This is a genomic window from Streptomyces sp. S.PNR 29 (genome assembly GCF_030386795.1).
GTDB lineage: Bacteria > Actinomycetota > Actinomycetes > Streptomycetales > Streptomycetaceae > Streptomyces.
Map to the genome: position 1 here is coordinate 111,782 of NZ_JANUQM010000008.1, position 26,969 is coordinate 138,750.

Genomic DNA, 26,969 nt, shown 5'->3' on the forward strand with positions numbered 1-26,969 from the left:
TACCCCGCTCGCCCGCCCTGCACGCGGACCGGCGGGGGCGGGATCGGGCCAAACGGGCACGGCCGGGGCCGGCGCGCCCGGGAGAGGGGGTGTCCGCGAGTCGCTCTAGGCGGCGAACGCGTCCACGCCCGTCAGCTCCGCCGACAGCTCCCACAGCCGTGCCGCCTGCTCCGGGTCGACGGCCCAGTCCTTGACGCCGGTGCGTTCACCGTCGGCCGGGGCGGGCTCGGCGATGTCGCAGTCCTCCAGGTAGACACCGCCCAGGCCGTCCAGCTGCGGCGAGGTCGCGGCCCACACCTGGGTGGCCGCGCCCTGCTGCGGGGTCTTGAAGGCGTCGGGGTCGACGAGATTGCCGTGCTCGTCGATCCAGCCGTTCGCCACCATCTCCTCCTTCGGCAGATGCCGCTGGAGAGGGGTGAGGATGCCGCCCGGATGGAGGGAGAAGGCCCGTACGCCCCGGTCCCGGGCGAGCCTGTCGAGGTGCACGGCGAACAGGACGTTGGCGGTCTTTGCCTGCCCGTACGCCGCCCACTTGTCGTAGCCGCTCCGCCAGTGGACGTCGTCCCAGCGGATGCCGGAGAAGTGGTGTCCGCGCGAGGAGACGGAGACCACGCGGGCGCCGCCGGGCTCGATCGCCGGCCACAGACGGCACACCAGCGCGAAGTGACCCAGGTGGTTCGTGGCGAACTGCGCCTCCCAGCCGGGCCCGACCCGTGTCTCGGGGCAGGCCATGATCCCTGCGTTGTTGATGACCATGTCGACGGTGCGGCCGGTGGCCAGGAACCGCTCGGCGAAGGCGCGTACGCTCCCCAGGTCGCCCAGGTCCAGCTCGTCCACCTCGACGCCGGCCAGGCCGCCCACGGCTTCCCGCGCGACGGCCGGACGACGGGCGGGAACGACGACGCGCGCGCCGGCCTTGGCGAGGGCGCGTGTGGTCTCCAGACCGAGCCCCGAGTAGCCGCCGGTGACGATCGCGAGCCGTCCGGTCAGGTCGATGCCGTCGAGGACGTCGGCGGCGGTGCTGCGGGCGCCGAAGCCCGAGCCGATCTTGTGCTGTGCGGTGCTCATGTCCGGAACGCTATGAAGTGGAGCGCGCTCGAAGTCAAGCGGCGCGGGCAGCAGGCAGAAGAAAGCCCCGACCGGACGGGGGATTCCGGTCGGGGCGGCTCGGTGGTGGATACGGATGGCGGTCGCCTCTCGGCGAAAGGCTCCACAGGGCTTCAGCCGAACGATCGTCCCTGTGGGCAAAAGGTGAGGCCCGGGGACACTGTCCCATCCGTACCCACGGTCAGTTCAACGGGCAACCGCCTTTGGGTGTTCCGCTCTCCGGCACCTTTTGAGGTGATCCGCGTCACCGTTCCGTCGCGTCGGGAAAGGTCTCGGCCCACAGATTCTCCGCCTGCAGCAACAGGGTGCCCAGGACCGTCGTCCGCGAGGCCTCCTGCCGGGCGTGCTCCAGCAGCCCCTCCTGCAACTGCCGGTGCAACTCCTCCATCGTCTCCGCGGTCCGGCCGTCGGGGCATGGGCCCGCGTGTCCGTCCAGCAGGCGGCGGCTCTCCGCGTGACAGGCATCCCCGATCAGCTCCAGCAGGCGCGCGTACGAGCGCAGCACCGGCCCCTCGGGCGGGGCGGGCGTCCGGCGTTCGTCGGCGGCCACCGTGAGCGTCCGGGTCAGTTCGGTGATGTGCCCGGTGACGCGGCTGAAACGTTCGTCCTCCTCCTGGGGCGGGATGGCCGGCGGAACCCGGTGCAGGGCGCGCAGCGGACCGTACGTCAGACGCAGGCTCTCCCGGCTCCAGGCGCGGGCCGAGCGCAGTGCTTCGAGATGGCGTTGCAGCCGCGTCGCGGCGCTCGACCAGCCGGCGGCGGTCTGCGCGTCCCACTCGGGCGCCCGCAGGTCCCCGGCGATGGTGTGCAGGATGTCGCCCGCCTCCCGGGCGAGTTCCCCGAGGTTCTCCCGTACGTCCCGCAGATGGATCGGCGGCAGTATGAACGCGTTGACGGCGACGCCGATGATCGCGCCGAGCGCCGCCTGCCCCACCCGGTGGCCGACCGCGGATGCGGAGACGGTGCCCGCGGCGAGCGTGAAGATGGCCGTGGTCGCCGCATAGATGCCCTGGTCGCCGAAGCGGGGCCAGTTGGCGAGCAGCATCAGCACCGGTACGGACAGGGCCAGAGCGACCGTGGTGTCGCCGGTGAGCAGCTGCGCCGCCGACGCCAGCAGCGTCCCCGCGCAGATCGCCGCGAACTGCCGCGCGGCCCGCACCAGTGAGCTGTAGACGGTGGCCTGCACCAGTACCACCGCCACCCAGGGCGCCATCATCGCCAGAGGGTCGTTGAGCCAGTTGCGCGCCACGAGCCAGGCCAGCAGCGCCGCCAGCGCGGCCTTCAGCGACTGGACGACCAGATCGCGCTCCCGGCCCGGCCCCTGCCACGCGGCCCGCGCGGCCCGCCGGACAGCCTGCGCCTCCCGCCTTGCCGCATCCTGCAGATGTACACGCCGGCCTGCGGGGCGTGTCCGCTGTTGTACCGCATCCGTCACACGGGTCATTCGCTGTGGGTATCCGCGTTACCGCGCGTCTCACCCCAGGACACGGTCCGTCAGCGGGCTGACCGCCAGGGATGCCAGCAGGTCGGCGGGGTCGTCGTAGACGGCGTCGGCTCCGGCCTGCTCCAGGTCGGCGCGGGGGATGCCGCCGCACAGGACGCCGACGCAGCGCACCCCGGCGGCGCTGCCCGCGCGCATGTCCCACACCGTGTCACCGACGAACACCGCCCGCTCGGCCGGCACCCCGGCCAGCTCCAGGGCGTGTTCCACCGGCTCGGGCGCGGGCTTGCCCTCGTCGACGTCGTCCGCGCTCGCCGTCGCGGTGATGGCGTCGTCCGCGCCGATCGCCCGGCGCAGCGCGCTCAGTTCCGCGCCGCCCGCGGAGGTGGCGAGCACCACCTTCCAGCCGTCGCCGTGCAGTCGCCGCAGCAGGTCCCCGGCGTCCGGCAGTGGGGGCAGCCGGTCGAAGTACTGTCCGTACAGCGCCTTGTGGGCGGCGCTCAGTTCGCCGTCCCGGTCCTTGTCCCGGTCGTCGCCGAGCAGATGCGCGATGAGATCCGTCGAGGCGAGGCCGACGGCCCGGTGGATGGCGTGCATCGGCACCCGGTGGCCCGCCTGGCGGAAGGCCTCCCACCAGGTCGCCACATGCAGATGGTTGGTGTCGACGAGGGTCCCGTCGACGTCGAACACGGCCGCCCGTTCCATTCACCCTTCCTTTCTCGCTCGCCGCGCGGGTACCACGTCAGGCGCCCGCCACTCGGGACGGCGTACGGCGCTCCCGGGCCCAGGCCAGCAGCTCCTCCCTCGACCAGGTGGTGACCACCCGCTCGGCGGGCACCCCGCACTCCTCCGCCCGGGCGCACCCGTTGATCTGCCAGTCCAGCTGGCCCGGCGCGTGCGCATCGGTGTCGATCGAGAACAGCACGCCCGCCTCCACGGCCCGGCGCAGCAGCCGGCGCGGCGGGTCGAGCCGCTCGGGCCGGCTGTTGATCTCCAGGGCCGTGCCCGTCTCCGCGCACGCCGCGAACACCTCGTCCGCGTCGAACTGCGATTCCGGCCGGCCCCGCCCGGTCAGCAGCCGCCCGGTGCAGTGCCCGAGGACGTCGGTGTGCGGATTGCGGACGGCGGTCACCATACGGCGGGTCATCGAGCGGGCGTCCATCCGGAGCTTGGAGTGCACCGACGCCACCACGACGTCGACCCGTCCCAGCAGCTCCGGTTCCTGGTCGAGGGAGCCGTCCTCAAGGATGTCGCACTCGATGCCCGTCAGCAGCCGGAACGGCGCCCAGGTCTCGTTGAGCCCCGCCACCACCTTCAGCTGCTCGCGCAGCCTCTCGGGCGACAGGCCCCGGGCCACCGTCAGCCGCGGCGAGTGGTCGGTCAGCACCGCCCACTCGTGGCCGAGCCGTGCCGCCGCCCGCCCCATCTCCTCGATCGGGCTGCCGCCGTCCGACCAGTCCGAATGCAGATGGCAGTCCCCGCGCAGCAGCGCCCGCAGCCGCTCACCGGGCCGGGCCGAAGGGGTGCCCGCCTCGCTCTCCAGCTTCCGCAGATACTCGGGCACCGTCCCGGCCAGCGCCTCACGCACCACCTGCGCCGTCTTCGGCCCGACGCCCTTGAGCGACTCCAGCGACCCGGCCGCCGCCCGCTCGCGTACCTCGTCCTCGGAAAGCTCCGACAGCACCCGGGCGGCGGTGCGGAAAGCGCGGACGCGGTACGTCGGCGCCAGGGACCGCTCCAGCAGGAAGGCGATCCGGTCCAGTGCCTCGACGGGATCCATGGCATCCAGGGTTCCCCAGGGCCCCGGGGGCCGCACGACGGGGGAGGCGGTTTGCCCGGAACGTACCCGGGTACTGCGATGCGTCATCGCGAGCCCCGCGCCGACGAGGAGGCCTGTCATGTCCGCCCCCACCGCATCCCGCAGCAAGGTGGCTCTGATCACCGGTGCCGACTCCGGCATCGGAAAGGCCACCGCCGTACGGCTGGCCCGGGCGGGGATGGACGTCGGCATCACCTGGCACCGTGATCTGAAGGGCGCCGAGAACACCGCCGAGGAGGTGCGCGCCCACGGGCAGCGGGCCGCCGTGGCCCAGATGGACCTCACCCGCCTGCCGACCGCCGCGGGCACGGTGGACGAGCTGTGCGACCGGCTCGGCCGCCTCGACGTGCTGGTCAACAACGCCGGTACGGGCACCATGACGCCCTTCCTCGACCTGGAGCCCGACACCGTGCGCGAGGTCCTGGACGTCGACCTGATGGGTCCCTTCCTGTGCGGGCAGAAGGCGGCGCGGCACATGATCCGGCAGGGCGACGGCGGCCGGATCGTCAACGTGACCTCCGTCCACGAGCACCAGCCGCGAGTCGGAGCCGCCCCGTACTGCGCGGCCAAGGGCGGTCTCGGCCTGCTCACCCAGGTCATGGCCCTGGAACTCGCCGAGCACGGCATCACCGTCAACGCGGTCGCGCCCGGCGAGATCGCCACCCCGATGACCGGCCAGGAGGACACCGATCCGCACACCGAGAGCCGCCCCGGCGTCCCCCTCGGGCGCCCCGGAGACGCCCGCGAGGTCGCCGCGGTGATCGCCTTCCTGGCGAGCGACGACGCCTCGTACGTCACCGGCGCCTCCTGGAGCGTGGACGGCGGCATGCTCCGCATGGGACCGCAGGCCGGGTCGCACCTGACGAGCGACGACTGGCGGCGTCCCTGAGCGGCCGCCGCACGACCGCGCAGCAGCTCCTCCGCCACGGCCTGCGGCTGCACCGACCCGGGTCGTACCGCCGCCTGGCGCCCGATGACGCCGGGCCGGGCGGCCCTGAGCCGGTCCGGGGCACCACCGGCGCCGTACGCCTGCCGACGTCGGCTCGTCCGCACCGGATGACGGCACCGGATACGGCCCGCTCGCTACTGGCGGGTTCCGCTCTACGCTCTACATATGACCGAAAGCCTGCATATCGCCCATCCGCGGATCATGGTGCTGGGGGTCCAGCCGGGCACGCCGCCGTTCCGCATTGTGGAGATCGACGGCCAGCTGGTCGGTGAGGCGGAATCGATCACCGACGTGCTGCGGGCCGCCGCCGCGTTCGGTATCACGGTCCACGACCTGGACGACCCGGACGTCGTCTGCTGGGTGGGCGGGGACAAGTACACCTGGACGCCGCACTAGATGATCGACTTCTTGTGCCGGCTGTGGTCGGTGCGTCGCCATGAGCACGGAGTCGCCGTTGCCCTATCCCATGTGCCGCTCCACGGAGGGCCGATCCGTCGGGTGGAGTTCGTGCCAGAGGGCGCCGAATCCTGCGGGGTCCTGCCTGATCAGTTCGGCGAGGTGGTGGACGAAGTTCACCTCGGCCTCAAGTACCGCCAGCTCGTATTCGTGTTCGATGACGAAGATCCGGTCCACTCCCTTGGCGGGGGCGGCGTCGAGCCGGGCGCGGATCTCGCGTGTCCGTTCGGTCAGCGCTTGCAGCCGCTGGTCGAGCAGGGCGGGCACCTCGCTCGGGGACAGCACCGCGATCAGTGCCAGCGCGGCCTGGAAGCGGGGGTATTCCTTGACCGGGGCGGAGACCAGGTCGCGCATCCGGGTCCGGAGTTCGGCCTTCCCGGTCTCGGTGAGGGCGTAGGTGGTGCGCTCGGGGCGGCGGCCTTCGCGTGAGGTGTCCTGCGGAGTGACGTAGCCGTCCCTGTGCAGCTGGTCGACGACCATGTACAGCGAGCTGTTGCGGTACTTGATGCTCTGTTGCAGGTTCCTTTCCCTCAGAAGCCTGCCGATCTCGTAGGGGTGCATGGGCCGCTGGACCAGGAAGGCCAGCACGGCAAGCGCCAGCGGATTGCTCACCTTGCGGCGTTCCTGGTCCATGGCTCCGTCCCCGTGGTCCTGCTGTCCTCGGTCCTCATCCGCCTCGGAGGTTCGCTGTCCGAGTCGGAGAGTCCGATTGAATCACCGCACGCGCAGCGCAGGCACCGGCAGGTCGGGTTGATCCAGTGCCGTCACTCGCCCTGGGGCAGGGTCAGGCCGAATCGGGTGGCCCTGACCTCGACGTCGACTGTGAGCAGGACGTTGCCGTCGAGGTCGATGCCCTTGCCCACGCCGTGCGAGACGAGGGTGTCCCCGGTCAGCTCGGCCTCGTGCAGGGCCCGTACTTCTCCCTCGTAGGCATGGGGGAGCCCGTGGATGTCCACGGGCAGGACCTGCCACAGTCCGAACCTGACCCGCGTGTCGCCCCGGCCCTCCCATCGGCCTACGGCGACGTGGATGCCGTCGGTGAAGGCGGTGAACATGCCTCCGGGGTGGAACGCCAGCAGGGTCTGTTCGATCTCACCGTCGGAGCGGCTGACCGTGCCCCGCCAGGTGCCCAGTACCGGATGGGTGAACAGGCGGCGCAGCGCCTCGTCGGCCTGTCCGGGAGCGGCTGCGGCGGGCCCGGCCTCCCAGGGGCCTGCGACGCCCGCGGCGGTCAGTCCGGTCGCAGCGACGGTGGCCCGTCCGAGCAGCCCTCGTCGGCTGGGATGGTCATTCATGTTCGTCTCCCCTGTGTTCTCTTGCCTTGCCCTCTGCGGGCGGTGCCGTGGTGTGCCGGGATGTCAGGCGTCGAGCACGATGCGGTCGCTGTGGGAGCGGGAGACGCACGGGTAGATGATGTCGGTCCGCTCCCGCTCGTCGGGCTGCAGGACGTCGTCGCGGTGGTCCGGCACACCGCTGAGCACCCGGGTCGCGCAGCTGCCGCAGATCCCCTCCTCGCACGAACGGTCGACTGTGGGATCGACCTCCTGGAGGGCGCTGAGCAGGCTCCGGCCGGCGGGCACGCGCACGACGCGGCCGCTGCGCGCGAGTTCGGCCTCGAAGGGCCCGTCGCTCGCACCGCCTGTACCGCCCGCGCGCCCGCCGGCGGCGAACCGCTCGACGCGGAGCGTGCCGTGCGGGCAGGCGACCGGCATCGCCGCCGTCACCGCGTCGATGAGCCCCTCCGGCCCGCAGCAGTACACCGTGGCGCCCGCGGGCGCGTCCCGCAGGAGAGCGGTCAGGTCCGGGCGGGCGTGGGTGTCGGACGGCAGCAGCGTGACGCGGTTGCCGTACTGCTCGGTCAGCGCGTCGGTGAAGGCCATCCGGTCCAGGGACCGCCCGCGGTACACGAGCCGCCAGTCCGCGCCGGACGCGTCCAGGCGGTGCACCATGGACAGGAAGGGGACGATGCCGATGCCACCGGCGATGAAAAGCTGGGCGGGAGCGTCCACCAGGGGGAAGTTGTTGCGCGGGCCGCGGACCGCGAGGCGCGCGCCGACGGCCAGCCCATGGATCTCGGCCGAACCGCCGCGCCCGTTCTCTTCGCGCAGCACCGCGATCCGGTAGGCGTCGGGACCGCCCGGGCCGTCCGGATCACCCGGATCGCCGTAGAGCGAGTACTGCCGCACCCTCCCCGACGGCAGCACCACGTCGATGTGCGCGCCCGGCTCCCATGCCGGCAGCCGCTCCCCCTCGACCGGGTGCAGGGTCAACGCCACGATGTCACGGGCCACTTCGCGTACCTCGGCCACGGTCACCGGGATCTCCCGCGACCGTGCTGCCCGCTGGGCGGCAAGGAGGCGGCGACCCCGCCTGGTACGGCCGCCCGGCTTGTACAGCGACAGCAGGATGGCCAGAACCAGCTGCAGGAAGGCGAAGCCGAACCCGGCGGTGACCAGTGCCGGGGTGATGCCGAGCTGCGCGGCCGAGCCGCCCGTCCCAGCCAGCCGCTCGGCCTTCAGCGCGGCCGTCTCCAAGGTGTCGTGCAACCAGCCGAACGCCAGGAAAAGGATCAGCACGGAGATCGCGAGCTTGGCCGCGACCCAGCGGTATCGGATCACGCCCCACTGGGAGGTGATGGCCACGCCGAGGCCCGACAGGGTGGTGGCGAAGTTCAGCCAGCCCAGCAGAGTGACGTCGAAGGTCTCCATCAGCGTGTACGCCCAGGCCACGTACTGGATGTCGTCGCTGGTCAGTGCGGTGAGGCCGATGGCCGACATCATGAGCGCGACACCGCTCCAGCATGCGGCGGCGATGACGTGCACCACCACCAGGGCCTTCCTGGGGCGTCCGGTGAGCTGCCCGGCCAGCGAGGCCAGCACGGGCGCGATGGCATACAGCCCGGCCAGGGCAGGCAGATCCCCGATGACGAACGCCTGCACGACGGCCAGCGCGAGCAGCAGCCACCCCAGGAGCAGGACCAGCCGACGGGACGGGCGGTGGCGGGTCAGCAGCAGTGCGAGCCCGCCGGAGACCACCGAGGACGCGATCCACACCGGCGTGCGGGCATCCGGCATCTGCAGCGCGGCCGCCACGAGCGGCGGCGACAGGCCGGCGGCGAGCGTGAGTACGGCGTAGCAGTACAGCGTGGTCAGCGCGCCCCTGCCACCCATGGGCGGTCCCAACCGCCGCGGGGAGGAACGAGCCCCCCGTATCCCGAGCCCCATCCGGGTCCTCCTCGTCAGTCAATACCCGGTTCTGAATAGCCGACATCGGCTAATGACGAGTGTGTGAACCACGGACCCCGGCGATCCATAGGGGATCCCCCGGACGCGCCCCTGACGCGTCCCTGACTCACCCCCGAACCCGCACTGGACCGAGCGGGGGATGGCGGGGCTCGGAGGGCGGACGGCCCGGCAGGCGTGCAGGTGGCGCCACGGACTGGCGCATACCTACCGCACCGGGTCGGCCTCGGTCATGGTGCGGGCGTGCTGCCCCCGTTGCCGTCCGCGGCCTCCAGCGCGGCGACCAACCGCTTCAGGGCGGGCAGCGCCTGGTCCAGTGCCACCCGGTCGGCGTCGGGCAACTTCTCCACGACCCGGATGAGGGCTGCGGTACTGGCCCGGTCATAGCGTTCCAGCAGATGAAGGGCCTCTGCGGACGCGGTGAGCACCACGGTCCGCTGGTCGTGCTCGGGCCGGATCCGCTCCACCAGCCGCGCGGCGGACATCGTACGAACGAGGTTGCTCACCGTCGAAGGAGCCACCCGCAGTCGCACGGCCGCCGCGCCGGGGGAGAGGCCCTCGGGCGACGAGGAGAGCGCACGCAGCAACTCGATCTGCGCCTCGGGCAGGTCCGGCAGCCCCTCGGCGTTCCGGGTGGCGCGCAGTACGGCACGCCGCAGCGGTCCCAGCAGCCCACTCAGTCCGGCAGCTACCCGAGCCGCTCCCGGCACCCTCGGCGCGCCTCCGCCGCCCTTCCCGCCCACCGCTCTGCCCGTGTTCCGCATGACTCCATTGTGAACACCATAGAGTTTTGTCGCAAACATATTTCGTGGCAAAGTCATGTGGGGGCGATGGAGCCGGACCGGCCTGAACCGCACGCCGACCGGCCGCCGTTCGAAGCACAACGAGGAGCAACACCATGACACTCGGTCATGACATCCCCACCAGCGTCGAGAACCCCGTTCCGCCGCAGGACCTGTCCGGCATCACCGGGCACCGGTTCATCTACACCTACGCCAACGGCTGGCAGTACGAGATGTACGTGAAGAACGCCACGACCATCGACTACCGCATCCACACGGGCATGGTCGGCGGCCGTTGGGTGAAGAACCAGGCGGTCGACCTGGTGCAACTCGCCGACGACGTCTACAAGGTCTCCTGGCACGAGCCGACCGGCACCTCGGTCGTCGTCAACGTGCTGCCCGGCCGGCGTGTCCTGCACGGCACCATCTTCTTCCCGCAGTGGATCGAGCAGCATGGCAGCAAGACCGTGCTCTACCAGAACGAGCACCTGGACGAGATGCGTGCCTACCGGGACGCCGGCCCCACCTACCCGCTCTACGTCGTCCCGGAATTCGCCCGCATCACCCTGTTCGAGCATGTGGGGCAGAACGACGAGAGCGTCATCGCGGTGGGGCCCGAGGACCTGCCCGAAGGCTTCGCCGACCGCGCCGACTAGATCAACCCTGAGGTTCGGTACGGCAACGGCCGCTCAGTCAGCCTGAGCAGGCTGCGACGGCTGATCCGGTGTGTCCGGCGTGGTGTAGAAGACGGAGTTGCCCTGCTTGGTGCGTTGCGCCTGGCCTTTGGCCACGAGGTTTTCGAGGGTGGTGCGCACCACCGTCGTCCTGATGCGGCGTTCGGGGTGCGTCTGCTCCAGGGTGGCGGCGACTTCCGAGGCGGAGCGTGGTTCGCTCGCTTCGGTGAGATGAGCGCGGACGAGTTCGACCAGCGTGGGCGAGGTTGCCTTCGCGGCCGCGGACGACGCCTTACCCTTGGCCGGCTTCTTGGTTTTGGTACGGCCGGGCGCGGCAGCGGTCTTCTTCGCCCGCGCCGCCTTGCCCGTGCTGGAGGCGGCCTTCTTGCGGGGAGCCGGCACTGCGGGCGCGCCGGACGAGGCCGCGGGCTCGGCGGGAGCGGGCGCGATGCTCAGCGCCTGCCGCATGTTCACCAGCACGGTGTGGTCGTGCTGCAGAGTGGCCAACTGCTCCTGGAGAGCGGCGATTTCCGCGCTGACGCGTTCTTGCTCTTTGATGTTGCGGTCGAGGTCGTTGGTCACCTGGGCGGCGTACTGCGATGTGAGTTCGCTGGTCACAGCGGTGTTCTCGGACATGACGCTGACCTTTCCCCGGCCTGCGGCCGAAATGCCTGCGAGGGGCCGTCGAAGGACCGGAGTGCTGGACGTTGTTGAGTGGCAGCGCCGGACCGGCTGCCACGCACCTTGGCGTAGCGATAGTACGGACGAGTGGAGCGGATTGTTCCCCGCTGAGCGCTGTGTCGTCGGCTCAGTGGTACGTGAAGGCGCCCCTACGTGCCCTACTCGCATGGCCGCTTGGTCAGCCACGCTGCTCGCGTGCGTGCACCGCGCGGCTCAGCCGGCGGCCCACGAACAGGTAACCGATGAGCGCTCCCGTCGTGTTGAGGATGACGTCGTCGATGTCGAAGGCACGCCCGGTGACCAGGGCGCCCTGCGCGAACTCCACCATCAGCATGACCACCGCGGTCAGCAGCAGCACGCGCAGGACTCCGCGCGTCCGGGGAGCGACGACGGGCATCAGCACACCGAAGGGGACACCGAGCAGGATGTTGCCGCCGATCTGCCGGACGGCGTCACGCAGCGCGGGCTGGTTCAGGTAGGCCTCCAGAGAGCGGCCGGGGTGCAGATTGGTGTGCGTCAGTGCCTCCGAGGCGGGGGAGGGCTGCAACGTGAGTCGCGCCAGCACGACTGCGAACGCGACCATGAACGCGAAGGCGCACAGCATCGCCAGCAGGCGGAGGGGGAGGGGGAGCGGACGACGGGCGGGGCGTGTGCTCCTTGCCCTGGCTTTGGCGGTGCGGGGACGTAGCAAAGAACGCGGACGCAAGGCTGCACGGGCCATTCGGTCCTCCAGTCTTCAACTTCCCTGCGTGCTACAGCGGTTACCCATCGTGGGGCCGTCGATGCCCTGACCCGTCCGTACCGGCCATGTACCGGCGACCCGGTTTTCCTTCGCTCTGGCGGGGCACTCCGGCAGCAAGCCGCCGCGCGCCGCCACTTCCCACCGCCGGGGCGGTGCTTGGATGACCGTCGTCGAAACAGGGCCGTGGAGGTGGCGTGTGAACCGGCGTACGACGCTCCTCGCCGCGGCGGAGGTGGCGGGCTGGTGGGCCGCGCTGGCCGTGCTGTGGCTGGTGCTCATCAGCGCCGTCGACACGCTGGAACTCGTGGTGGGCGCCGCTGCCGCCGGTGTGGCCGCGCCCGCGGCGCGGGCCGCGCGGCGGGCGGTGACCGGCCGGTGAACGGCTGGCTCCTCGCGGCGACGGCCGTGCTCGGCGCCGGCGTGACCGCCACCCTGTGGGGCGTCGCCACCGGACCGCTGCGCCGCCGGGTCGTGGCGCAGAACCTGTCCACCTCCCTGGCCTGCCCCGTCCTGCTGCTGCTCGCCCAGGGCTACGAGCGTCCCTCGTACGTCGACCTCGCCCTCATCCTCGCGCTGCTGGGCCCGGTCGGCACACTGGTCTTCGCCCGGCTGCTCGCCGACGAACTGGCCGGCGACCCGCCGCGCGCCTGGGGCGTGACCTGGGTGGCCGCGGGCCTCGGCGCCGCGGTCGTGCTGGCGCTGTGCGCGGCCGGCGGACCGAGCCGGGCCACGGGGAAGCTGCTGGTCGTCGGGGCGCTGCTGATCGGCGGGAACCTCGTCGCCGCCCGGGCGCTGTCCGGCGGGATCGCAGGGGTGCGCCGTGGCTGACGTGGTGATCGTCGTCGCGCTGCTGCTCGTGGCCGCGTCCGCGACCGCGGCGGTGGCCACCCGCGACCCCGTACGCCAGTCGCTCGTCCTGGCGGTCCTCGGTGTCGTCCTCGCCGTGCTGTTCACCGCGCTGCAGGCACCCGACGTCGCCCTGTCGCAACTGGCGGTCGGCTCCGCCCTGACCCCGCTGTTGCTGCTGCTGACGGTCCGCAAGGTCAGACGGCGTGGACAGCGCAAGGAGAGCGGGCGGTGAACCGGCGCACCCGGCTGTGGCTCGTGGCCGTGGGCGGAGCGGGACTGGCCGCCCTGCTCGTGGCCGCCTGCCTCGATCTCCCGGGCTTCGGCGGCGACCGGCACCCGTACGGTGACCGCGCCGTCCAGGCGTCCCTGTCCCGGCGCACCGCGAACACCGTGGCCTCCGTCAACTTCGACCAGCGGGCCTTCGACACCCTCGGCGAGATGACCATCCTGTTCGCGGCCGTGCTGGGCTGCGTGGTCCTGCTGCGGCAGACCCATGACGAACACCGCGCCCGGCCCGAACCCGCCGACGTCGCTCCGCCCGTGCGCCGCTACGCCCTGACCGTGCTGCCCGTCGCCCTGCTGACCGGGCTGTACGTGATCGCGCACGGTCAGCTCAGCCCCGGCGGCGGCTTCCAGGGCGGCATCGTCGCCGCGACCGCCCTGCACCTGCTGTACCTGGGCGCCGACTACCGCGCCCTGGAACGCGTCCGCCCCCTCGGCCTGTACGAGGTCGGCGACGCACTCGCCGCCTCCGCCTACCTGGTCACCGGCGTCGCGGGTCTCCTCGCCGGCACCGCCTTCCTCGCGAGCACGCTGCTGCCGCACGGCACGTTCAACACGCTGTCCTCCGGCGGCACCGTCCCGCTGCTGAACGCCGCCATCGGCATGGAGGTCGCCTGCGCCGTCGTGGTGCTGCTCGCCCGCTTCCTGGACCAGGCGGTCGAGATCACCGAGACGAACGCAGAGAGGGAGAGCCGGAGTTGAGGCCGCTGTGACCGCCGTGATGCACGTCCTGCCGTACCTGGTCGCCGCGTGGGTCTTCCTGGCCGGCTGCTACGGCCTGGCCACCAGCCGCAACCTGATCCACGCGGTCGGCTGTCTGTCGGTGTGCCAGGCCGCCACGTACGTCCTGCTGCTGGCCGTCGGCTACCGCGACGACGCGACCGCGCCCGTGTTCTCCGACGTGGGGCCCGGCTCACGGCCGGTCGTCGACCCGGTGGTCCAGGCCCTGACCCTCACCGACGTGGTGGTCGGCGCCACCGTCACCGCCCTGCTGCTCGCGCTCGTCGTGCAGATCTCCAAGCGGCACGGCACGGTCGACCCCGACGAACTCTCCGAGCTGCGCGGCTGATGCACCATCTGCTGCCGCTCCTCGTCGCCGTGCCGCTGCTGGGGGCCGCCCTGCTGGTGGCGGGCGGGCGCAGCGTCCCCCGGGTCGTCGCCGAGTCCGCCGGATGTGCCGTTTCGGCGGGCACCGCCGCGCTCGCGATCGTGCTGCTGCTCCACTCCTCTCCGCCCCTGGCCGAGTGGGTCGGCGGCTGGGTGCCCGTGCACGGCGCGAGCGTCGGCATCGTCCTGGCCGGCGACGGGCCGGGGCTCGGCATGGCCGCGCTCGCCTCGCTGCTGACGCTGGCGGCCCTGGCGTACTCCTGGCGTTATTTCGACGAGCCGCCGCGTCGGCAGTCCGGGTCGTTCCCCGCGCTGATGCTGCTCTTCCAGGCGGGCATGTGCGGCTTCGCCGTCGCCGGGGACCTGTTCAACGCGTTCGTGTGGTTCGAGCTGATGAGCGTCGTCGCGTACGCGCTGACCGGACACCGGGTGGAGGAGGCCCGGGCGGTGCAGGGCGCGCTGACCTTCGGTGTGGTCAACTCCCTCGGGGCGTACGCCCTGCTGATGGGCGTCGGACTGCTGTACGCCCGTACCGGCGAGCTGGCCCTGGCGAGGATCGGGCAGGCACTGGACGCGCACGGCCCGCCCGACGCGCTGGTCCTCGCCGCCTTCGTCCTGCTGCTCACCGGCCTGCTGGTCAAGGCGGCGGCCGTGCCCTTCCACTTCTGGCTGCCGGACGCACACGCCGTGGCGCCCACCCCCGTGTGCATGCTGCTGTCCGGCGTCATGGTCGAACTCGGGGTGTTCGGCGTCTGGCGCGTGTACGACACCGTGTTCTCCGGCCCCGGCGGGGTACCGGCCGCCGGCGTGGAGCGGGCGCTGACGGTGCTCGGCGCGCTGACGGCGGCCGTCGGCGCGGTCATGTGCTGGTACCAGCGGCACATCAAGCGATTGCTGGCGTACTCGACCGTCACCCACACGGGCCTGTTCCTCCTCGGCATCGGCACCCTGACGCCCGAGGGCGACGACGGCGTCGCGCTGTACGTACTGGGCCACGCCGGTGTCAAGGCCGCGCTGTTCGCCTGCACGGGCATCCTCCTCGACCGGTACGGCAGCGTCGACGAGCACGTGCTGCACGGCCGGGCCCGGCCGCTGCGCGCGGTCGCGGCGATGTTCGCCGTGGGCGGGCTCGGTCTCGCGGGACTGCCGCCGTTCGGCACGGCGCTCGGCAAGTCCGTCACGGAGGAGGCCGTGGGCGGCCCGCTCACCGTGCTGTACGTCCTGGCGAGCGCGGTGACGGCCGCAGCGGTGCTGCGGGTGGCCGCACGGGTGTTCCTGGGCCTCGGGCCCAGGCCGGAGCAGGGCGAGTACGAGACGACCGGCTCCGGCGAGCGCCCCGAAACCCGGCGCCGGCTCCGGCGGATCCCCGACACCATGACGGCGGTGCCCGCGGTGCTGCTCGCCGGGGCGCTCGCCGTCGGCGTGGCCCCCGCCTTCGCCGATCTGGTGGCGGATGCCGTGAACGAGGCCGCAACCGGCGGGGTCGTGCACGCCTCGGTGCACTGGACCCCGCTCGGCGTCCTCCTCGGCCTCGCCTCGACCGTCCTGGCCGTGGGACTCGCGGCGGTGGCCGTCGCCCGGCCCCGGCTGCTCGCCGCTCCGCACCGGGCGCTGCCGCTCAGGCGCCTGCAGTCCGGGCACGTCGGGGACTACGTGGCCTGGATGCTGGTGGGCACGACGGTGCTGGGCGTGCTCGTCCTGCCGTCCGTCCACCGGTAGCCGGCTGATCAGTCCCCGTACGACACGTTCACCTCCTTGAAGCCGAGGGACCGCAGCAGGCCCTCCAGCATGTGGGTGGTGTTCGTCTCGGCGCGCTTGGTCAGCTCGCTCTCCTTCGCGGCGTCGCCGATGTGCCGTACCGCGAGCTGCTGCACGGCCTGTTCGCCGTTGGGGTTGTCCGAGAAGAAGTCCCCCAGGCGGTCCAGGAGACCTCGCTGCTTGGACACGGCGTAGGAGCGGTCGGTGTCGAGGGCCGGCTTGCCGAGTCGGGCGTGCGGCAGCCGGAGCGTGGCGGACGTACGGTCGTCGTCGACCGTCACGTCCCCCTCGCCGACCTTCCCGAGATCGACGTAGGCGTCGACGGTGCCCGCACCGACGTACAGGGTGCGGGTGCCGCGGATCGCGTCGGGCAGGTACTTGGTGTCCTTCTCCAGGTCCACGACGACCTGGAAGTTGCCGGAGGCGGCGTCGTAACGGCTGATGTCCTGGATGGACTGGAGCAGGGCGGGACCCGACCGGTCGTGCGTCTCGGTGCCGAACAGGTCCTTGAGGCCCGGCAGCACACTCAGCCGGATCCCCGCGAAGAACACGACGAGCACCAGCACGACGGCGCTCACCGCCTTCGCCCAGCCGGGCATGCGCCTGGGCAGGTGCCTGATGGGAGTCGTCATGGCGACGGTCCTCCTTCCTACTGTTCAGATGCCCCTCAATGCCCCTGCCAGACCGCTTGGTTGGGGGGATGAACGAGTAGGGGGTTGACCGTCACACCGAGCCGGGCGTGGCCTCCGGCTGGTTCAGGGCCGCGTCCAGGGTCGGCTGTGGGGGCAGCAGCCGCGCCAGACCGGTGATCCGCAGCACGCGCAGGGTCAGCGGATGGGCGCAGACGAGGTACAGCTGCCCGCGGCGGTCGAGCACCCGGCTCCTCGCCCGGTACAGCAGCCTGAGGCCGGAGCAGTCGAAGAACTCGATCCGGCTGAGGTCGATCACGACCCGGGCGTCGTCGCGTTCCGTCTCCCGGTCCAGATGCGGGGCGATCTCCTCTGCCGCGACGATGTCGATCTCCCCCGAGAACTCCAGCACCGTGTGCCCGCGGTCCTGGCGGATGCGCAGATGCCGGGTGGGCGGTACGGGTTCCTGCCGCACGACGACGTCGCCTCCATCCAGCTCGGTAGGTGGGGTCACGTGCGAGGGCAAATCCCTTCCCCGCCCTGCAAGTTACCCTCGACAGAGTGAATTTGAGCATGTTCGATTGACATATGTCTTCGATTTCCGTGGGTAACGTCGTCTGACGTCCCGTTCAGGTCTGCGACAGGGCGCGCCAGGCCTTGGTGAGCGCCTGGCGCAGCTGCTCGGTCTGGTGGGCGGTGAGCTCCTGGACCATCCGCTCCTCCAGCTCCCGCACCGGTGCGGCGTACCGGTCGAGCAGCTCGCGGCCGGCCTCGGTCAGCAGGATCAGCAGCTCGCGCCGGTTGCGCGGATTGCGCTCCCTGCGTACCAGCCCCTGGCCCTCCAGATACCGGACGAGGTCGGCGATGGACTGGGCGGTGACGAACGAGTCGCGGGCCAGCTGGGCCGCCGACAGCCCGTCGTGCCGCTCCAGGACGGTCAGCGCGGTGTACTGCAGCGCCGTGATCCCGGACGGCCTGACCAGCTCGTCCAGGCGGGACCGCGCGGCGAGTTCCACCTGCTTGACCATGTAGAGCAGCGACGGGGATGCCTTGGTTGTCTGGGTGCCGGCCATGAGCTCAGCGTAGAGCATTGACAGGAAACCTGTTGGTGCAGAGACTGCGAATCAGACAGGAAACCTGTTTGTTGAAATCTTGGCGACGATGCTGAGGAGCCGGAATGACCACCTTCGAGATCGAACCCGGGCAGCTGTTCATCGGGGGGCAGTGGCGCGAGGCCGCCGACGGGGCGCGCACCGAGGTGGTCGACCCGTCCCGGGGCACGGTCGTCACCACCGTCGCGGAGGCGGGCGCCGCCGATGTCGACGCGGCCGTGCGCGCCGCCCGGGAGGCCTTCGACGGTGGCGCCTGGCCCGGACTGAGCGGCCGGGAGCGGGGCCGGGTGCTGCACCGCGTCGCCGAGCTGATCCGCGAGCGGGCCGACGAGATAGCCGAGCTGGAGAGCCTGGACGTCGGCAAGCCCATCTCGCTGTGCAAGGCCGTCGACGTGACCAACGCGGCCAACGACTACGAGTACTACGCCTCCCTCGCCCACTCCCTGGAGGGCGCGACCCGTGACACCCCCCTCAACGCCCTCGCCTATACCCGGCGTGAGCCGCTCGGTGTCGTCGCCGCGATCACGCCCTTCAACTTCCCGCTGATCCTGGCCGGTTCCAAGCTCGGCCCGGCGCTCGCGGCCGGCAACACCGTGGTGCACAAGCCGGCCGACGAGACCCCGCTCAGCGCCCTCTACATGGCCCGGCTGCTGCAGGAGGCGGGTGTCCCGGACGGCGTGGTCAACGTCGTCACCGGCACGGGCCCGGTCACCGGCGAGGCGCTGCTGCGCCACCGCGGAGTCGACAAGGTCGCCTTCACCGGCTCCACCGCGATCGGCCGGCACGTGGCCGCCACCGCGGGGGAGGCCCTCAAGCCGGTCACCATGGAGCTGGGCGGCAACGCGGCGCACATCGTCTTCGAGGACGCCGACCTGGAGAAAGCGGTCGGGGCGATCATCAAGGGCTTCGTCTTCAACACCGGCCAGTTCTGTATGGGCGGCCCGCGGCTGCTGGTGGCCCGCTCCGTGTACAGCACTGTGCTGGGCATCCTCGCGGACGCCGTTCCCGGCGTGCCGGTCGGCGACCCGCGACGGCCCGAAACCGTCGTCGGGCCGATGGCGGGGGAGAAGCACCTGAAGAAGGTCGAGGAGTACGTCGACCTGGCCCGCAAGGAGGGCGGCCGGATCGTCTGCGGGGGCGAACGGATCGACCTGGACGGCGGCTACTACTACGCACCCACGGTCATCGCCGACCTGCCGAACGACTCCCGCGTCGTGCAGGACGAGATCTTCGGCCCGGTCCTCACCGTGCAGCCTTTCGACAGCGAGGACGAGGCCGTCGCCCTCGCCAACTCGACGCCGTACGGCCTGGCTTCCGGCGTGCAGACCGGCAACCTCGCCCGCGCCCACCGCGTCGCCGACCGGCTCCAGGCCGGCATCGTCTGGGTCAACGACTGGGCCATGCTCGACCCCGCGGTCCCCTTCGGCGGCGTCAAGGACTCCGGCTTCGGCCGTGAGTACGGCCCCGAGGCCCTCGCCGCCTACACCAAGGTCAAGTCCGTCGTCGTCTCACTCGACTGAGCGTCCCTCCGGCTTGCAGAATCAAAGGAGTTCGTGATGCCCACCACCACCCGTGCCGCCGTGGTCGAGTCCGGGGGAGCGCCCTTCACCCTGTCCGACGTCGTCCTCGACGAGCCCGGACCGCACGAGGCGGTCGTCCGCATGGTCGCGACCGGCCTGTGCCACACCGACCTCGGCGTGGCGAGCGGCGGACTGCCCTTCCCCCTGCCCGGCGTCCTCGGCCACGAAGGCGCGGGCGTCGTCGAGGCCGTCGGCCGGGCCGTCACCTCGGTCGAGCCCGGCGACCACGTCGTGCTGTCCTTCACCTCCTGCGGCGACTGCCGCAACTGCCGCGGCGGGCACCCGGCGTACTGCGCGACCTGGCTGCCGCTCAACCTCATCGGGGGCCGCCGCGCCGACGGCAGCAGCACCATCAGCCGCGACGGCGCACCGCTCGGCGGCCACTTCTTCGGCCAGTCCTCCTTCGCCGAGCGGGCCCTCGTCGACGAGCGCAGCCTGGTCAAGGTCGACCCGGACGTACCGCTGGAGTCCATCGCCCCGCTCGGCTGCGGCGTGCAGACCGGCGTCGGCGCCGTATGGAACGTGCTGAAGCCGGCCACCGGTGACACCCTCGTCGTCCTCGGCGCCGGCGCGGTCGGCCTGTCCGCCGTGATGGCCGCCGCCCTCACCCCGGCCGCCACCATCGTCGCCGTCGACCGGGTCGGCGAACGTCTCGCGCTGGCCAAGGAGTTGGGCGCCACCCACACCGTCAACGCCGCCGAGGCCGATCTCGCCGAGGCGCTCGCCGAGATCACCGGCGGGCAGGGCGCGGACGGCGCCGTGGAGACCACCGGCAACGTCGGCGTGCTGCGCCAGGGCGTCGACGCGCTCGGCGCCCGTGGCACCCTCGTGGTCGTCGGCGCCCCGCCTTTCGGCACCGAGGTCTCCCTGGACGTCAACGGGCTGCTCGGCGGCAAGCAGATCGTCGGCCTCACCCTGGGCGACAGCGAGACCCAGACCCTGATACCCGCCCTGGTCCGGCTGGTCCAGCAGGGACGCCTGCCACTGCACCGCCTGATCACCACCTATCCGTTCGCGGACATCGACCAGGCGGTGCGTGACATGGGCGCGGGCAAGACGATCAAGCCCGTGCTGACGTTCTGACCGCGGTCAGTCCATCACCAGCACCAGCTTGCCCGTGGTACGGCCGGTGTCGCCGAGCGCGTGCGCCTCGGCGGCCTCGGCCAGCGGGAACGTCCCCGCGATCGTGGCGCGCAGCCTGCCCGCCTCGGCCAGCTCCGCGATCGCCTTCATGCCGGCGCGGTCCGCGTCGACGAGCATCCGCGTCGCGCGCACCCCGAGCCGCTCGGCCTCCGCGTGGAACTCCTCCGGCCCGACCGGCAGGATCGACACCACGAGCCCGCCCGGGCGCAGCACGCGCAGCGAGCGTACGGCGGTGTCGCCGCCGATGGTGTCCAGGACGACGTCGACGTCCTTCACGGCCTCGGTGAAGTCCGTCTCCCGGTAGTCGACCGGCTCGTCCACGCCGATCTCCCGCAGGAAGTCGTGCTTGCCCGCGCTGGCGGTGCCGATGACGTGGGCGCCCCGCTCCTTGGCGATCTGCACGGCCACATGGCCCACCCCGCCGGCCGCCGCGTGGATCAGCACCCGCTGCCCCGGCCGGACGTCCGCGCGTTCCACCAGGGCCTGCCACGCGGTCAGCGAGACCAGGGACAGCGCCCCCGCCTGGACGTGGTCGATCCCGGCCGGCTTGTGCGTGAACGCGCGGGCCGGGGCCGTGACGTACTCGGCATGGGAGCCGTGCCCGAACGGGTAGGGCAGCATGGCGAAGACCTCGTCACCCGGCTGGAACTGATCGACGCCGATCCCCACCTCCTCCACCACGCCGGAGACGTCCCAGCCCAGCACGAAGGGCGGCTCGCCGAGGAAGCCGCCGGTGGCGCGGTGCTTCCAGTCGGTGGGGTTGAGGCCGGCGGCGCGCACCCGGACCAGCACCTCGTTCGGGCGCGGCGCGGGGCGCTCCAGCTCGACGAGCTTGAGGACCTCGGGACCGCCGAGGACGTCCTGGCTGATGGCTCGCATCGTCTTCACATCGCTCATGGTGTCCCAGCCTGCCGGTCCGCACCCGTCCGGGAAATGGCACGATTGCCAACCTTCGATAGGATCGTGCCATGCGACGTGAGCGAGTGGTGGTCCTGGCCCTCGACGGGGTGTACCCCTTCGAACTCGGCATCCCCAGCCGGATCCTCGGCGCGGCCGACGGCCGGTACGAGGTGCTGACCTGCACGGTCGACGGGCAACCGGTGCGCACCAACGCCGACTTCGGCGTCACCGTCGATCACGGCCCGGAGGTCCTGGCCACGGCAGGCACCGTGGTGATCGCCCCGGTCTCACCGTCCCGGGTCACCGCCGAGCTCCCCGGCGAGGTCGCGGCGGCCCTCGCGCTCATCCGCCCCGAGGCGCGCATCGTGTCCATATGCACCGGCGCCTTCGTCCTCGCCGCGGCCGGGCTCCTCGACGGCCGGAAGGCCACCACGCACTGGCAGTTGGCCGACCTCTTCCAGCGCATGTACCCGCACATCGCCCTCGATCCGGACGTGCTCTTCGTCGACGACGACCGCATCCTGACCTCCGCCGGAGCCGCCTCCGGTGTCGACGTCTGCCTCCATCTCGTCCGCAAGGACCACGGCAGCGAACTCGCCAACGCCGTCGCCCGTCGCTGCGTGGTCCCGCCGTTCCGGGACGGCGGCCAGGCGCAGTACATCGAGCAGCCCGTCCCCGAGCAGGGTGCGGCGAGCACCGCCGCCACCCGCGCCTGGGCCCTCGAACGCCTCGGCGAACCCCTGACCCTGGCCGACCTCGCGGGACACGCCCGGATGAGCCTGCGCACCTTCGCCCGTCGCTTCAAGGAGGAGGTGGGCCTGAGCCCCGGCCGCTGGCTGATCCAGCAGCGCGTCTCCCGCGCCCGGCACCTGCTGGAGTCGAGCGACCTGACGGTGGACCAGATCGCCGGTCAGGTCGGCTTCGCCACGGGTGCATCACTGCGCCAGCATCTGCACGCGGCGATCGGAGTCTCGCCGCAGACGTACCGGCGTACGTTCCAGACGGCGCGCTGATCCAACGGGACCCTGGCGGATACAGATTCCGTCAAGGACGGTCAAAGTCGAACACGTGGATCAACTCCGAGCCGGGCAAGGAGATTTGTCGATGTGTGGCTTCCTGGCGGAGCGTGACGGAACCCTCACCTCCGCCCGGGGACGAGATTGATCCTTTCGGGTCCAAACCCGATAAGGTTCCGATCGGCGCTGCGAGTTGACTCGATCGCGACGGGTCGTCTCGTGGTGTGTACCCCTGAGTGCGGTCCCTTGCACACCACCCCCTGTTCGATCGTGTTGCTTCGAAGGATGCAGATGGAACTCGCCACTCCGCCACCGGCGGCGCGGGCCCCTGTCACCTGGTACAGCTGGTGGCTGATGCCGCTGGGTCTGGGAGGCGGGACGGTAGCCGCCACGTTCATGAGCTCCGAGCGAATAACCGCGGCCGTCGCCGGTCTGGCGGCGACGGCGGCCAGCGCCGTGTGCGTACGCCTCCTGCTTCGCACCCGGACGCAGCTGCACCGGGCGGAGGCTTCCTTCCGCGCCACGCAGGCGGAGCACAACCAGCAGTGGCAGCAGCATGTGGCGGGCCTGGAACGGAAGTTCGCCGCCGAGCGCGCCGCTCAGGAGTCCCAGTTCGCCGACCGGGCCGGCGCCTACGAGGCCCGGCTCGCCGAGCAGTCCGAGACGTATGAGGCCCGGCTGACCGAGCAGACCGAGACGTACGAGGCCCGGCTCGCCGGACAGACCGAGACGTATGAGGCCCGGCTCGCCGAGCAGGCCGACACCTTTGAGGCGCAGCTCGCCGCGCAGACGGCGGCCTGGCAGGAGCAGCTGGCCCACCAGCAGGCCGCGGTCGCCCGCCTCGCCGACGAGCAGTTGCCCGACGCGCTGGGGCGACTGCGCGCCGGCGAAGCCATCGACGACCTCCTGCCCGCCATGAACCAGTGCGCGAAGGTCGCCCCCGAGCTGCAGGCCTCCCTGCGCAAGCTCCTGAGGACCTCTCTGATCGGCGTGGAGGAGGAGTTCAACCGCTCGACCTCCGCCGAACAGGCCGTCATCAGCATCGGCAACCGCATCCACGTACTGACCAGCAAGCTCCGTGGCCGCCTGCACGAAATGCAGGGCGAGCACGGCCGGTTGCCCGCCGTCGCCCGGGGCCTGATGGAGCTCGACCAGGCGATCGGCCCCGCCGACTGTCTCGCCGCCAGCATCGGTGTGCTCGGCGGCTCGGACCGCCCGGGCCGGCAGTGGCAGGAACCGCAGCGTCTGCTGAGCGTGGTGCGCGGCGGCATCGGCCGCATCAAGGACTTCCACCGCATCCAGGTGCGCCACCTGCCCGAACTGGGCGTCGACGGCGGCCTGGTGGACCACCTCACACTGATCTTCGCCCACCTGCTGGACAACGCGGCCCGCTACTCGCCGCCCACCGAGCCGGTGCTCGTCTCCGGCAAGGAGGTCCCCAACGGGGTCGGTATCGAGATCCAGGACTCCGGCAAGGGCCTGAGCGAGGAGAAGAAGCGCGAGGCCGAGCACGCTCTCGCGGGCACCCTGCCCGGAGCCGGCCTCGGCGGTATCTCCGAGGACGCGAACATCGGCCTGCGCGTCGTCGGCACCCTCGCCCGCCGCTACGGCATCCGCGTCACCTTCGCGGACTCCCCCTGGCTCGGCACCTCCGTGGTGGTCGTCGTGCCGCACAAGTACTTCAGCCCGCTGCCCACGGCCGCCACGGCCTCCGCCACCCCGGCGCCCGTGCCCGCGGCCTCCCCGTCCCGTGACACGGCCACCGCCCCGGAACCGGCCGCGACCACCGAGACCACCGAGACGACCGAGACCGTGGACACCACTCCCGGCGGACTGCCCCGGCGCAGGAGCAAGCGGGGCGAGGCCCCCCGGCACGGGTCGGCCGAACACGCCGAACGCCAGGCGGGGACCGGCGGGACCACCGTCTCGCCCGTCCCGCCGGACGCGTCCTTCGCCGGCCTCGCCGCCTTCGCCACCGCCGGACGTGACGCCGACGAGGCGCCCGGCGCGGCCGGCGACCGCGACACGACCACGGGACGCCAGTCCACCGAGCAACGCACTGAAGAGAGCGACTAGTCCACATGACGCAGCAAGGAACAGACGTGAGCTGGGCGCTCCGCGACCTTGTGGAGAGCCTCCCGGAGATCCGTTTCGCCCTCGTGGCCTCCAGCGACGGCAAGGCCATCACCTCCTACGGCGCCGAAGACCCCGACGACGTGGACCGCTTCGCAGCCGTGGTGGCCGGCCTGCAGGCGCTGGCCCAGCCGGTCGCCGAGCAGTTCCCCAAGTACGCGGGACAGCTCAGGCTGGCCATGATCGAGGTCGACGGCGGCCACCTCTTCGTCGTCCGCGCGGGCGTGGAGACGTACCTCGGTGTCCTCGCCCACGAGGGCATCGACCAGGGCCTGCTCGGACACCAGATGCGCGACCTGGCCCGCAGGATGGGTGAGCTCCTCGGCACCACTCCGCGCCTGGAGGAGCACTCTGGATGAGTGCTCCCCGCAGGCCGTCGGACCCGTCCGGTCTCGAGCGCTACTACGTCCTCACGCAGGGGCGCAGCGGGCCGGGCGGTTCGGCGTCCAGCCTCGACGTGGCGACCCTCATCGTCTCCCGCGCCGCGCCCTTACCGGGCATGCAGCACGAGCACGAGGAGATCCTCCGGCGCTGCCGCGATCCGCTGTCGGTCGCCGAACTCGGCGCCCACCTCGGACTCCCCTTCAACATTCTCGCGGTGCTGCTGTCGGACCTGCTGGACGCAGGCCGTATCGAAGCCCGTAACCCCATCCCGGCACACGATGCCGGCCGCGGGCCCGACCTCGCGCTCCTTGAGGAGGTACTCAGTGGACTTGAACGGCTTTGATCAACCCGGCCGGGACACGGCCGGGGACACCCGCTCGGTGAAGGTGATGATCGCCGGCGGCTTCGGTACCGGGAAGACCACCATGGTCCGCTCGGTCAGCGACATCAAGCCGCTCACCACCGAGGAGACCCTCACCCAGGCCAGCGCCGACGTCGACCACCTCATCGGCGTCGCCGACAAGACGCAGACCACCGTCAGCCTGGACTTCGGCAAGATCGGCCTCAACGAGTCCCTGGTGCTGTACCTGTTCGGCACGCCGGGCCAGGAGCGGTTCTGGTTCCTGTGGAACGGCCTGTTCAAGGGGGCGCTCGGCGCGGTCGTGCTGGTGGACACCCGGCGGCTGGCCTCCAGCTTCCGGGCGATCGAGGAGATGGAGCGGCAGGACGTCCCCTTCGTCGTCGCGCTCAACGTCTTCCCGGACTCCAAGGACTATCCGGTCGAGGAGATCCGCGACGCCCTGGACATCTCCCCGCACACCCCGGTCGTGGCCTTCGACGCCCGCGACCGGGCCTCCAGCCGTGACGTGCTCGTCGCCCTGATACGTCACCTGAAGGAACGTTCGGCCGTCGCCCTGGAGCCCCGATGACTGACCAGAACGCACCCGCTCCCGACGCCCCTCGCGGCTGCCCCGTCGCCCACCACACCGCCGACCTCACGCGGCTGTACGGGCCGGAGGCGGCGACCGACCCGATCGCCATCTACGAGCGGCTGCGCAAGGAGCACGGCTCGGTGGCGCCGGTCCTGCTGGAGGGAGACGTCCCCGCCTGGCTGGTCCTCGGCTACCGCGACAACCGGCGGGTGCTCGACAACCCCCGCCAGTTCAGCCGGGACGCGCGGATCTGGCGGGACTGGCGGGAGGGCCGCGTCGAGGAGACCTCGCCGCTGATCCCGATGATCGGCTGGCGCCCCGACTGCGTCTCCCAGGACGGCGAGCCGCACCGCAGGCTGCGCGGCGCCGTCACCGACGGGCTGCTGGCCGCGGCCGGGCGCGGCATCCGGCGTCATGTCACGCACTTCGCGAACAAGCAGATCGACGCGTTCGCGGACGCCGGACACGCCGACCTGGTGGCGGACTACGCCGAGTACCTGCCGATGCTCGTCCTCACCCGCATCCTGGGGCTCCCCGCAGCGGAGGGCCGCACCCTGGTCGAGTCCTGCGCCCACGTCCTCAAGGGCGGCGAGGACGCCATCGCGCACAACGAGCGCATCATGCAGATCCTCGGGGAACTCGCCGAGCGCAAGCGCGCCGAGCCCGGCCCCGACTTCACCACGGCTCTGCTGGAACACCCCGCGGGCCTCGACGAGGACGAGGTCGTCAGCCATCTGCGCCTGGTGCTGATCGCCGCCCACACCACGACCAGCAACCTGCTGGCGCGGGTGCTGGAGCTGATCCTCACCGACACCTCCCGTCTGACCGGCCTCATCAGCGGGGAGTTGAACATCTCCGCGGTGGTGGAGGAGGTCATGTGGAACTCGCCGCCGCTGACCGTCATGCCGGGACGCTTCGCCACCAGCGACCTGGAGCTCGGCGGCCATCCCATCCAGGAGGGCGACCTGCTCGTCCTGGGGCTCGCGCCCGGCAACCTCGACCCCGAGGTCCGGCCGGACACCGGGGTCTCGGTGCAGGGCAACCAGTCACACCTCGCGTTCAGCGCCGGCCCGCACGAGTGCCCCGGCCAGAGCATCGGGCAGGCCATCATCGAGGTCGCCGTGGACGTGCTGCTGCACCGCCTGCCGGGTCTGCGGCTGGCCGCCCCGCTGGACGAGCTCACCTCGACCGCCTCCACCTGGGAGTCCCGCCTGGACCGCCTGCCCGTCGAGTTCCCCGTCTAGGGCCGGC

General features: G+C 71.7%; 31 protein-coding genes. 17 read left to right on the plus strand and 14 right to left on the minus strand.

Annotation, left to right across the window (positions count from 1 at the left end; genetic code table 11):
• Nucleotides 1–105: 105 nt before the first annotated feature.
• The 4 genes from NW895_RS22010 to NW895_RS22025 all read right to left on the minus strand — a co-directional run bounded on the left by NW895_RS22010 (nucleotide 106) and on the right by NW895_RS22025 (nucleotide 4,328).
• Entirely contained in the window at nucleotides 106–1,068 is a 963-nt protein-coding gene (locus NW895_RS22010; RefSeq protein WP_289937493.1) for an SDR family NAD(P)-dependent oxidoreductase, read from the minus strand.
• Between the two features lie 283 nt (nucleotides 1,069–1,351).
• Nucleotides 1,352–2,551, minus strand: coding sequence for an aromatic acid exporter family protein (locus tag NW895_RS22015; RefSeq protein WP_289937494.1), 1,200 nt, complete (start codon nucleotides 2,549–2,551; stop codon nucleotides 1,352–1,354).
• Nucleotides 2,552–2,581: 30 nt separating this feature from the next.
• Nucleotides 2,582–3,253 (minus strand): HAD family hydrolase, encoded by a 672-nt coding sequence (locus tag NW895_RS22020; RefSeq protein WP_289937495.1) that lies wholly within the window; start codon nucleotides 3,251–3,253, stop codon nucleotides 2,582–2,584.
• Between the two features lie 37 nt (nucleotides 3,254–3,290).
• The gene (locus tag NW895_RS22025; RefSeq protein ID WP_289937496.1) at nucleotides 3,291–4,328 is read right to left on the minus strand and encodes a PHP domain-containing protein; all 1,038 of its coding nucleotides are present in this window, start codon (nucleotides 4,326–4,328) and stop codon (nucleotides 3,291–3,293) included.
• A gap of 118 nt (nucleotides 4,329–4,446) precedes the next feature.
• On the opposite strand from NW895_RS22025, the gene NW895_RS22030 reads away from it, so the two are divergent.
• Nucleotides 4,447–5,256 (plus strand): SDR family oxidoreductase, encoded by an 810-nt coding sequence (locus NW895_RS22030; RefSeq protein ID WP_289937497.1) that lies wholly within the window; start codon nucleotides 4,447–4,449, stop codon nucleotides 5,254–5,256.
• A gap of 225 nt (nucleotides 5,257–5,481) precedes the next feature.
• Nucleotides 5,482–5,712, plus strand: coding sequence for a hypothetical protein (locus NW895_RS22035; RefSeq protein ID WP_289937498.1), 231 nt, complete (start codon nucleotides 5,482–5,484; stop codon nucleotides 5,710–5,712).
• Between the two features lie 63 nt (nucleotides 5,713–5,775).
• Here NW895_RS22035 and NW895_RS22040 read toward each other — a convergent pair whose 3' ends face one another.
• From NW895_RS22040 to NW895_RS22055, 4 genes are all read right to left on the minus strand, one after another.
• Nucleotides 5,776–6,405 carry a PadR family transcriptional regulator gene (locus NW895_RS22040; RefSeq protein WP_289937499.1) on the minus strand — a complete coding sequence of 210 codons (630 nt, stop codon included), beginning with the start codon at nucleotides 6,403–6,405 and terminating at the stop codon, nucleotides 5,776–5,778.
• Between the two features lie 131 nt (nucleotides 6,406–6,536).
• Nucleotides 6,537–7,067, minus strand: a complete 531-nt coding sequence (locus NW895_RS22045) for a hypothetical protein (RefSeq protein WP_289937500.1) — start codon at nucleotides 7,065–7,067, stop codon at nucleotides 6,537–6,539.
• A 63-nt stretch (nucleotides 7,068–7,130) separates the two neighbouring features.
• Entirely contained in the window at nucleotides 7,131–8,942 is a 1,812-nt protein-coding gene (locus tag NW895_RS22050) for a PDR/VanB family oxidoreductase (RefSeq protein WP_289937501.1), read from the minus strand.
• A gap of 302 nt (nucleotides 8,943–9,244) precedes the next feature.
• A complete protein-coding gene (locus NW895_RS22055; RefSeq protein WP_289937502.1) occupies nucleotides 9,245–9,778 on the minus strand; it encodes a MarR family transcriptional regulator in 534 nt (177 codons plus the stop codon).
• A 134-nt stretch (nucleotides 9,779–9,912) separates the two neighbouring features.
• Between NW895_RS22055 and NW895_RS22060 the strand changes: the two genes are divergently transcribed.
• Nucleotides 9,913–10,452 (plus strand): phenolic acid decarboxylase, encoded by a 540-nt coding sequence (locus tag NW895_RS22060; RefSeq protein WP_289937503.1) that lies wholly within the window; start codon nucleotides 9,913–9,915, stop codon nucleotides 10,450–10,452.
• 33 nt (nucleotides 10,453–10,485) lie between these two features.
• On the opposite strand, the gene NW895_RS22065 is transcribed toward NW895_RS22060, so the two are convergent.
• Nucleotides 10,486–11,106, minus strand: coding sequence for a hypothetical protein (locus NW895_RS22065; protein ID WP_289937504.1), 621 nt, complete (start codon nucleotides 11,104–11,106; stop codon nucleotides 10,486–10,488).
• A 223-nt stretch (nucleotides 11,107–11,329) separates the two neighbouring features.
• A complete protein-coding gene (locus NW895_RS22070; protein ID WP_289937505.1) occupies nucleotides 11,330–11,872 on the minus strand; it encodes a VanZ family protein in 543 nt (180 codons plus the stop codon).
• Between the two features lie 217 nt (nucleotides 11,873–12,089).
• Here NW895_RS22070 and NW895_RS22075 point away from each other — a divergent pair, with 217 nt between their 5' ends.
• From NW895_RS22075 to NW895_RS22100, 6 genes are read left to right on the plus strand one after another with little or no spacing between them, the layout of a single operon-like run.
• Complete coding sequence (locus tag NW895_RS22075; RefSeq protein WP_289937506.1) at nucleotides 12,090–12,272, plus strand: hypothetical protein; 183 nt, start codon at nucleotides 12,090–12,092, stop codon at nucleotides 12,270–12,272.
• Nucleotides 12,269–12,721: a monovalent cation/H+ antiporter complex subunit F gene (locus NW895_RS22080; RefSeq protein WP_289937507.1), complete on the plus strand. Its 453-nt coding sequence runs from the start codon at nucleotides 12,269–12,271 to the stop codon at nucleotides 12,719–12,721. The genes NW895_RS22075 and NW895_RS22080 overlap by 4 nt, the downstream gene beginning before the upstream one ends.
• Complete coding sequence (locus tag NW895_RS22085; protein ID WP_289937508.1) at nucleotides 12,714–12,974, plus strand: hydrogenase subunit MbhD domain-containing protein; 261 nt, start codon at nucleotides 12,714–12,716, stop codon at nucleotides 12,972–12,974. The genes NW895_RS22080 and NW895_RS22085 overlap by 8 nt, the downstream gene beginning before the upstream one ends.
• Entirely contained in the window at nucleotides 12,971–13,726 is a 756-nt protein-coding gene (locus NW895_RS22090) for an MnhB domain-containing protein (protein WP_289937509.1), read from the plus strand. Before NW895_RS22085 ends, NW895_RS22090 begins: the two co-directional genes overlap by 4 nt.
• 19 nt (nucleotides 13,727–13,745) lie before the next feature.
• Nucleotides 13,746–14,093 (plus strand): cation:proton antiporter subunit C, encoded by a 348-nt coding sequence (locus NW895_RS22095; RefSeq protein ID WP_289937801.1) that lies wholly within the window; start codon nucleotides 13,746–13,748, stop codon nucleotides 14,091–14,093.
• The gene (locus NW895_RS22100) at nucleotides 14,093–15,850 is read left to right on the plus strand and encodes a complex I subunit 5 family protein (protein WP_289937510.1); all 1,758 of its coding nucleotides are present in this window, start codon (nucleotides 14,093–14,095) and stop codon (nucleotides 15,848–15,850) included. The genes NW895_RS22095 and NW895_RS22100 overlap by 1 nt, the downstream gene beginning before the upstream one ends.
• An 8-nt stretch (nucleotides 15,851–15,858) precedes the next feature.
• On the opposite strand, the gene NW895_RS22105 is transcribed toward NW895_RS22100, so the two are convergent.
• The 3 genes from NW895_RS22105 to NW895_RS22115 all read right to left on the minus strand — a co-directional run bounded on the left by NW895_RS22105 (nucleotide 15,859) and on the right by NW895_RS22115 (nucleotide 17,591).
• Nucleotides 15,859–16,521, minus strand: a complete 663-nt coding sequence (locus tag NW895_RS22105; RefSeq protein WP_289937511.1) for a DUF4230 domain-containing protein — start codon at nucleotides 16,519–16,521, stop codon at nucleotides 15,859–15,861.
• Nucleotides 16,522–16,612: 91 nt separating this feature from the next.
• Nucleotides 16,613–16,993: an anti-sigma factor antagonist gene (locus NW895_RS22110; protein ID WP_289937802.1), complete on the minus strand. Its 381-nt coding sequence runs from the start codon at nucleotides 16,991–16,993 to the stop codon at nucleotides 16,613–16,615.
• 154 nt (nucleotides 16,994–17,147) lie between these two features.
• The gene (locus tag NW895_RS22115) at nucleotides 17,148–17,591 is read right to left on the minus strand and encodes a MarR family transcriptional regulator (RefSeq protein WP_289937512.1); all 444 of its coding nucleotides are present in this window, start codon (nucleotides 17,589–17,591) and stop codon (nucleotides 17,148–17,150) included.
• Between the two features lie 104 nt (nucleotides 17,592–17,695).
• Here NW895_RS22115 and NW895_RS22120 point away from each other — a divergent pair, with 104 nt between their 5' ends.
• Together NW895_RS22120 and NW895_RS22125 are read left to right on the plus strand one after the other, a co-directional pair.
• On the plus strand, nucleotides 17,696–19,150 hold the full coding sequence (locus NW895_RS22120; protein WP_289937513.1) for an aldehyde dehydrogenase family protein: 1,455 nt from the start codon (nucleotides 17,696–17,698) through the stop codon (nucleotides 19,148–19,150).
• Nucleotides 19,151–19,186: 36 nt separating this feature from the next.
• Nucleotides 19,187–20,293 (plus strand): NAD(P)-dependent alcohol dehydrogenase, encoded by a 1,107-nt coding sequence (locus tag NW895_RS22125; protein ID WP_289937514.1) that lies wholly within the window; start codon nucleotides 19,187–19,189, stop codon nucleotides 20,291–20,293.
• Nucleotides 20,294–20,299: 6 nt separating this feature from the next.
• On the opposite strand, the gene NW895_RS22130 is transcribed toward NW895_RS22125, so the two are convergent.
• The gene (locus tag NW895_RS22130; RefSeq protein WP_289937515.1) at nucleotides 20,300–21,250 is read right to left on the minus strand and encodes an NADP-dependent oxidoreductase; all 951 of its coding nucleotides are present in this window, start codon (nucleotides 21,248–21,250) and stop codon (nucleotides 20,300–20,302) included.
• A gap of 71 nt (nucleotides 21,251–21,321) precedes the next feature.
• Here NW895_RS22130 and NW895_RS22135 point away from each other — a divergent pair, with 71 nt between their 5' ends.
• From NW895_RS22135 to NW895_RS22160, 6 genes are all read left to right on the plus strand, one after another.
• Nucleotides 21,322–22,266, plus strand: a complete 945-nt coding sequence (locus tag NW895_RS22135) for a helix-turn-helix domain-containing protein (protein WP_289937516.1) — start codon at nucleotides 21,322–21,324, stop codon at nucleotides 22,264–22,266.
• A gap of 294 nt (nucleotides 22,267–22,560) precedes the next feature.
• Nucleotides 22,561–24,345 (plus strand): ATP-binding protein, encoded by a 1,785-nt coding sequence (locus NW895_RS22140; protein WP_289937517.1) that lies wholly within the window; start codon nucleotides 22,561–22,563, stop codon nucleotides 24,343–24,345.
• Nucleotides 24,346–24,350: 5 nt separating this feature from the next.
• Nucleotides 24,351–24,761: a roadblock/LC7 domain-containing protein gene (locus tag NW895_RS22145; RefSeq protein WP_289937518.1), complete on the plus strand. Its 411-nt coding sequence runs from the start codon at nucleotides 24,351–24,353 to the stop codon at nucleotides 24,759–24,761.
• On the plus strand, nucleotides 24,758–25,129 hold the full coding sequence (locus tag NW895_RS22150; protein ID WP_289937519.1) for a DUF742 domain-containing protein: 372 nt from the start codon (nucleotides 24,758–24,760) through the stop codon (nucleotides 25,127–25,129). The genes NW895_RS22145 and NW895_RS22150 overlap by 4 nt, the downstream gene beginning before the upstream one ends.
• Complete coding sequence (locus tag NW895_RS22155) at nucleotides 25,110–25,715, plus strand: ATP/GTP-binding protein (RefSeq protein WP_289937520.1); 606 nt, start codon at nucleotides 25,110–25,112, stop codon at nucleotides 25,713–25,715. Before NW895_RS22150 ends, NW895_RS22155 begins: the two co-directional genes overlap by 20 nt.
• The gene (locus NW895_RS22160; protein WP_289937521.1) at nucleotides 25,712–26,962 is read left to right on the plus strand and encodes a cytochrome P450; all 1,251 of its coding nucleotides are present in this window, start codon (nucleotides 25,712–25,714) and stop codon (nucleotides 26,960–26,962) included. The genes NW895_RS22155 and NW895_RS22160 overlap by 4 nt, the downstream gene beginning before the upstream one ends.
• Nucleotides 26,963–26,969 lie beyond the last annotated feature (7 nt).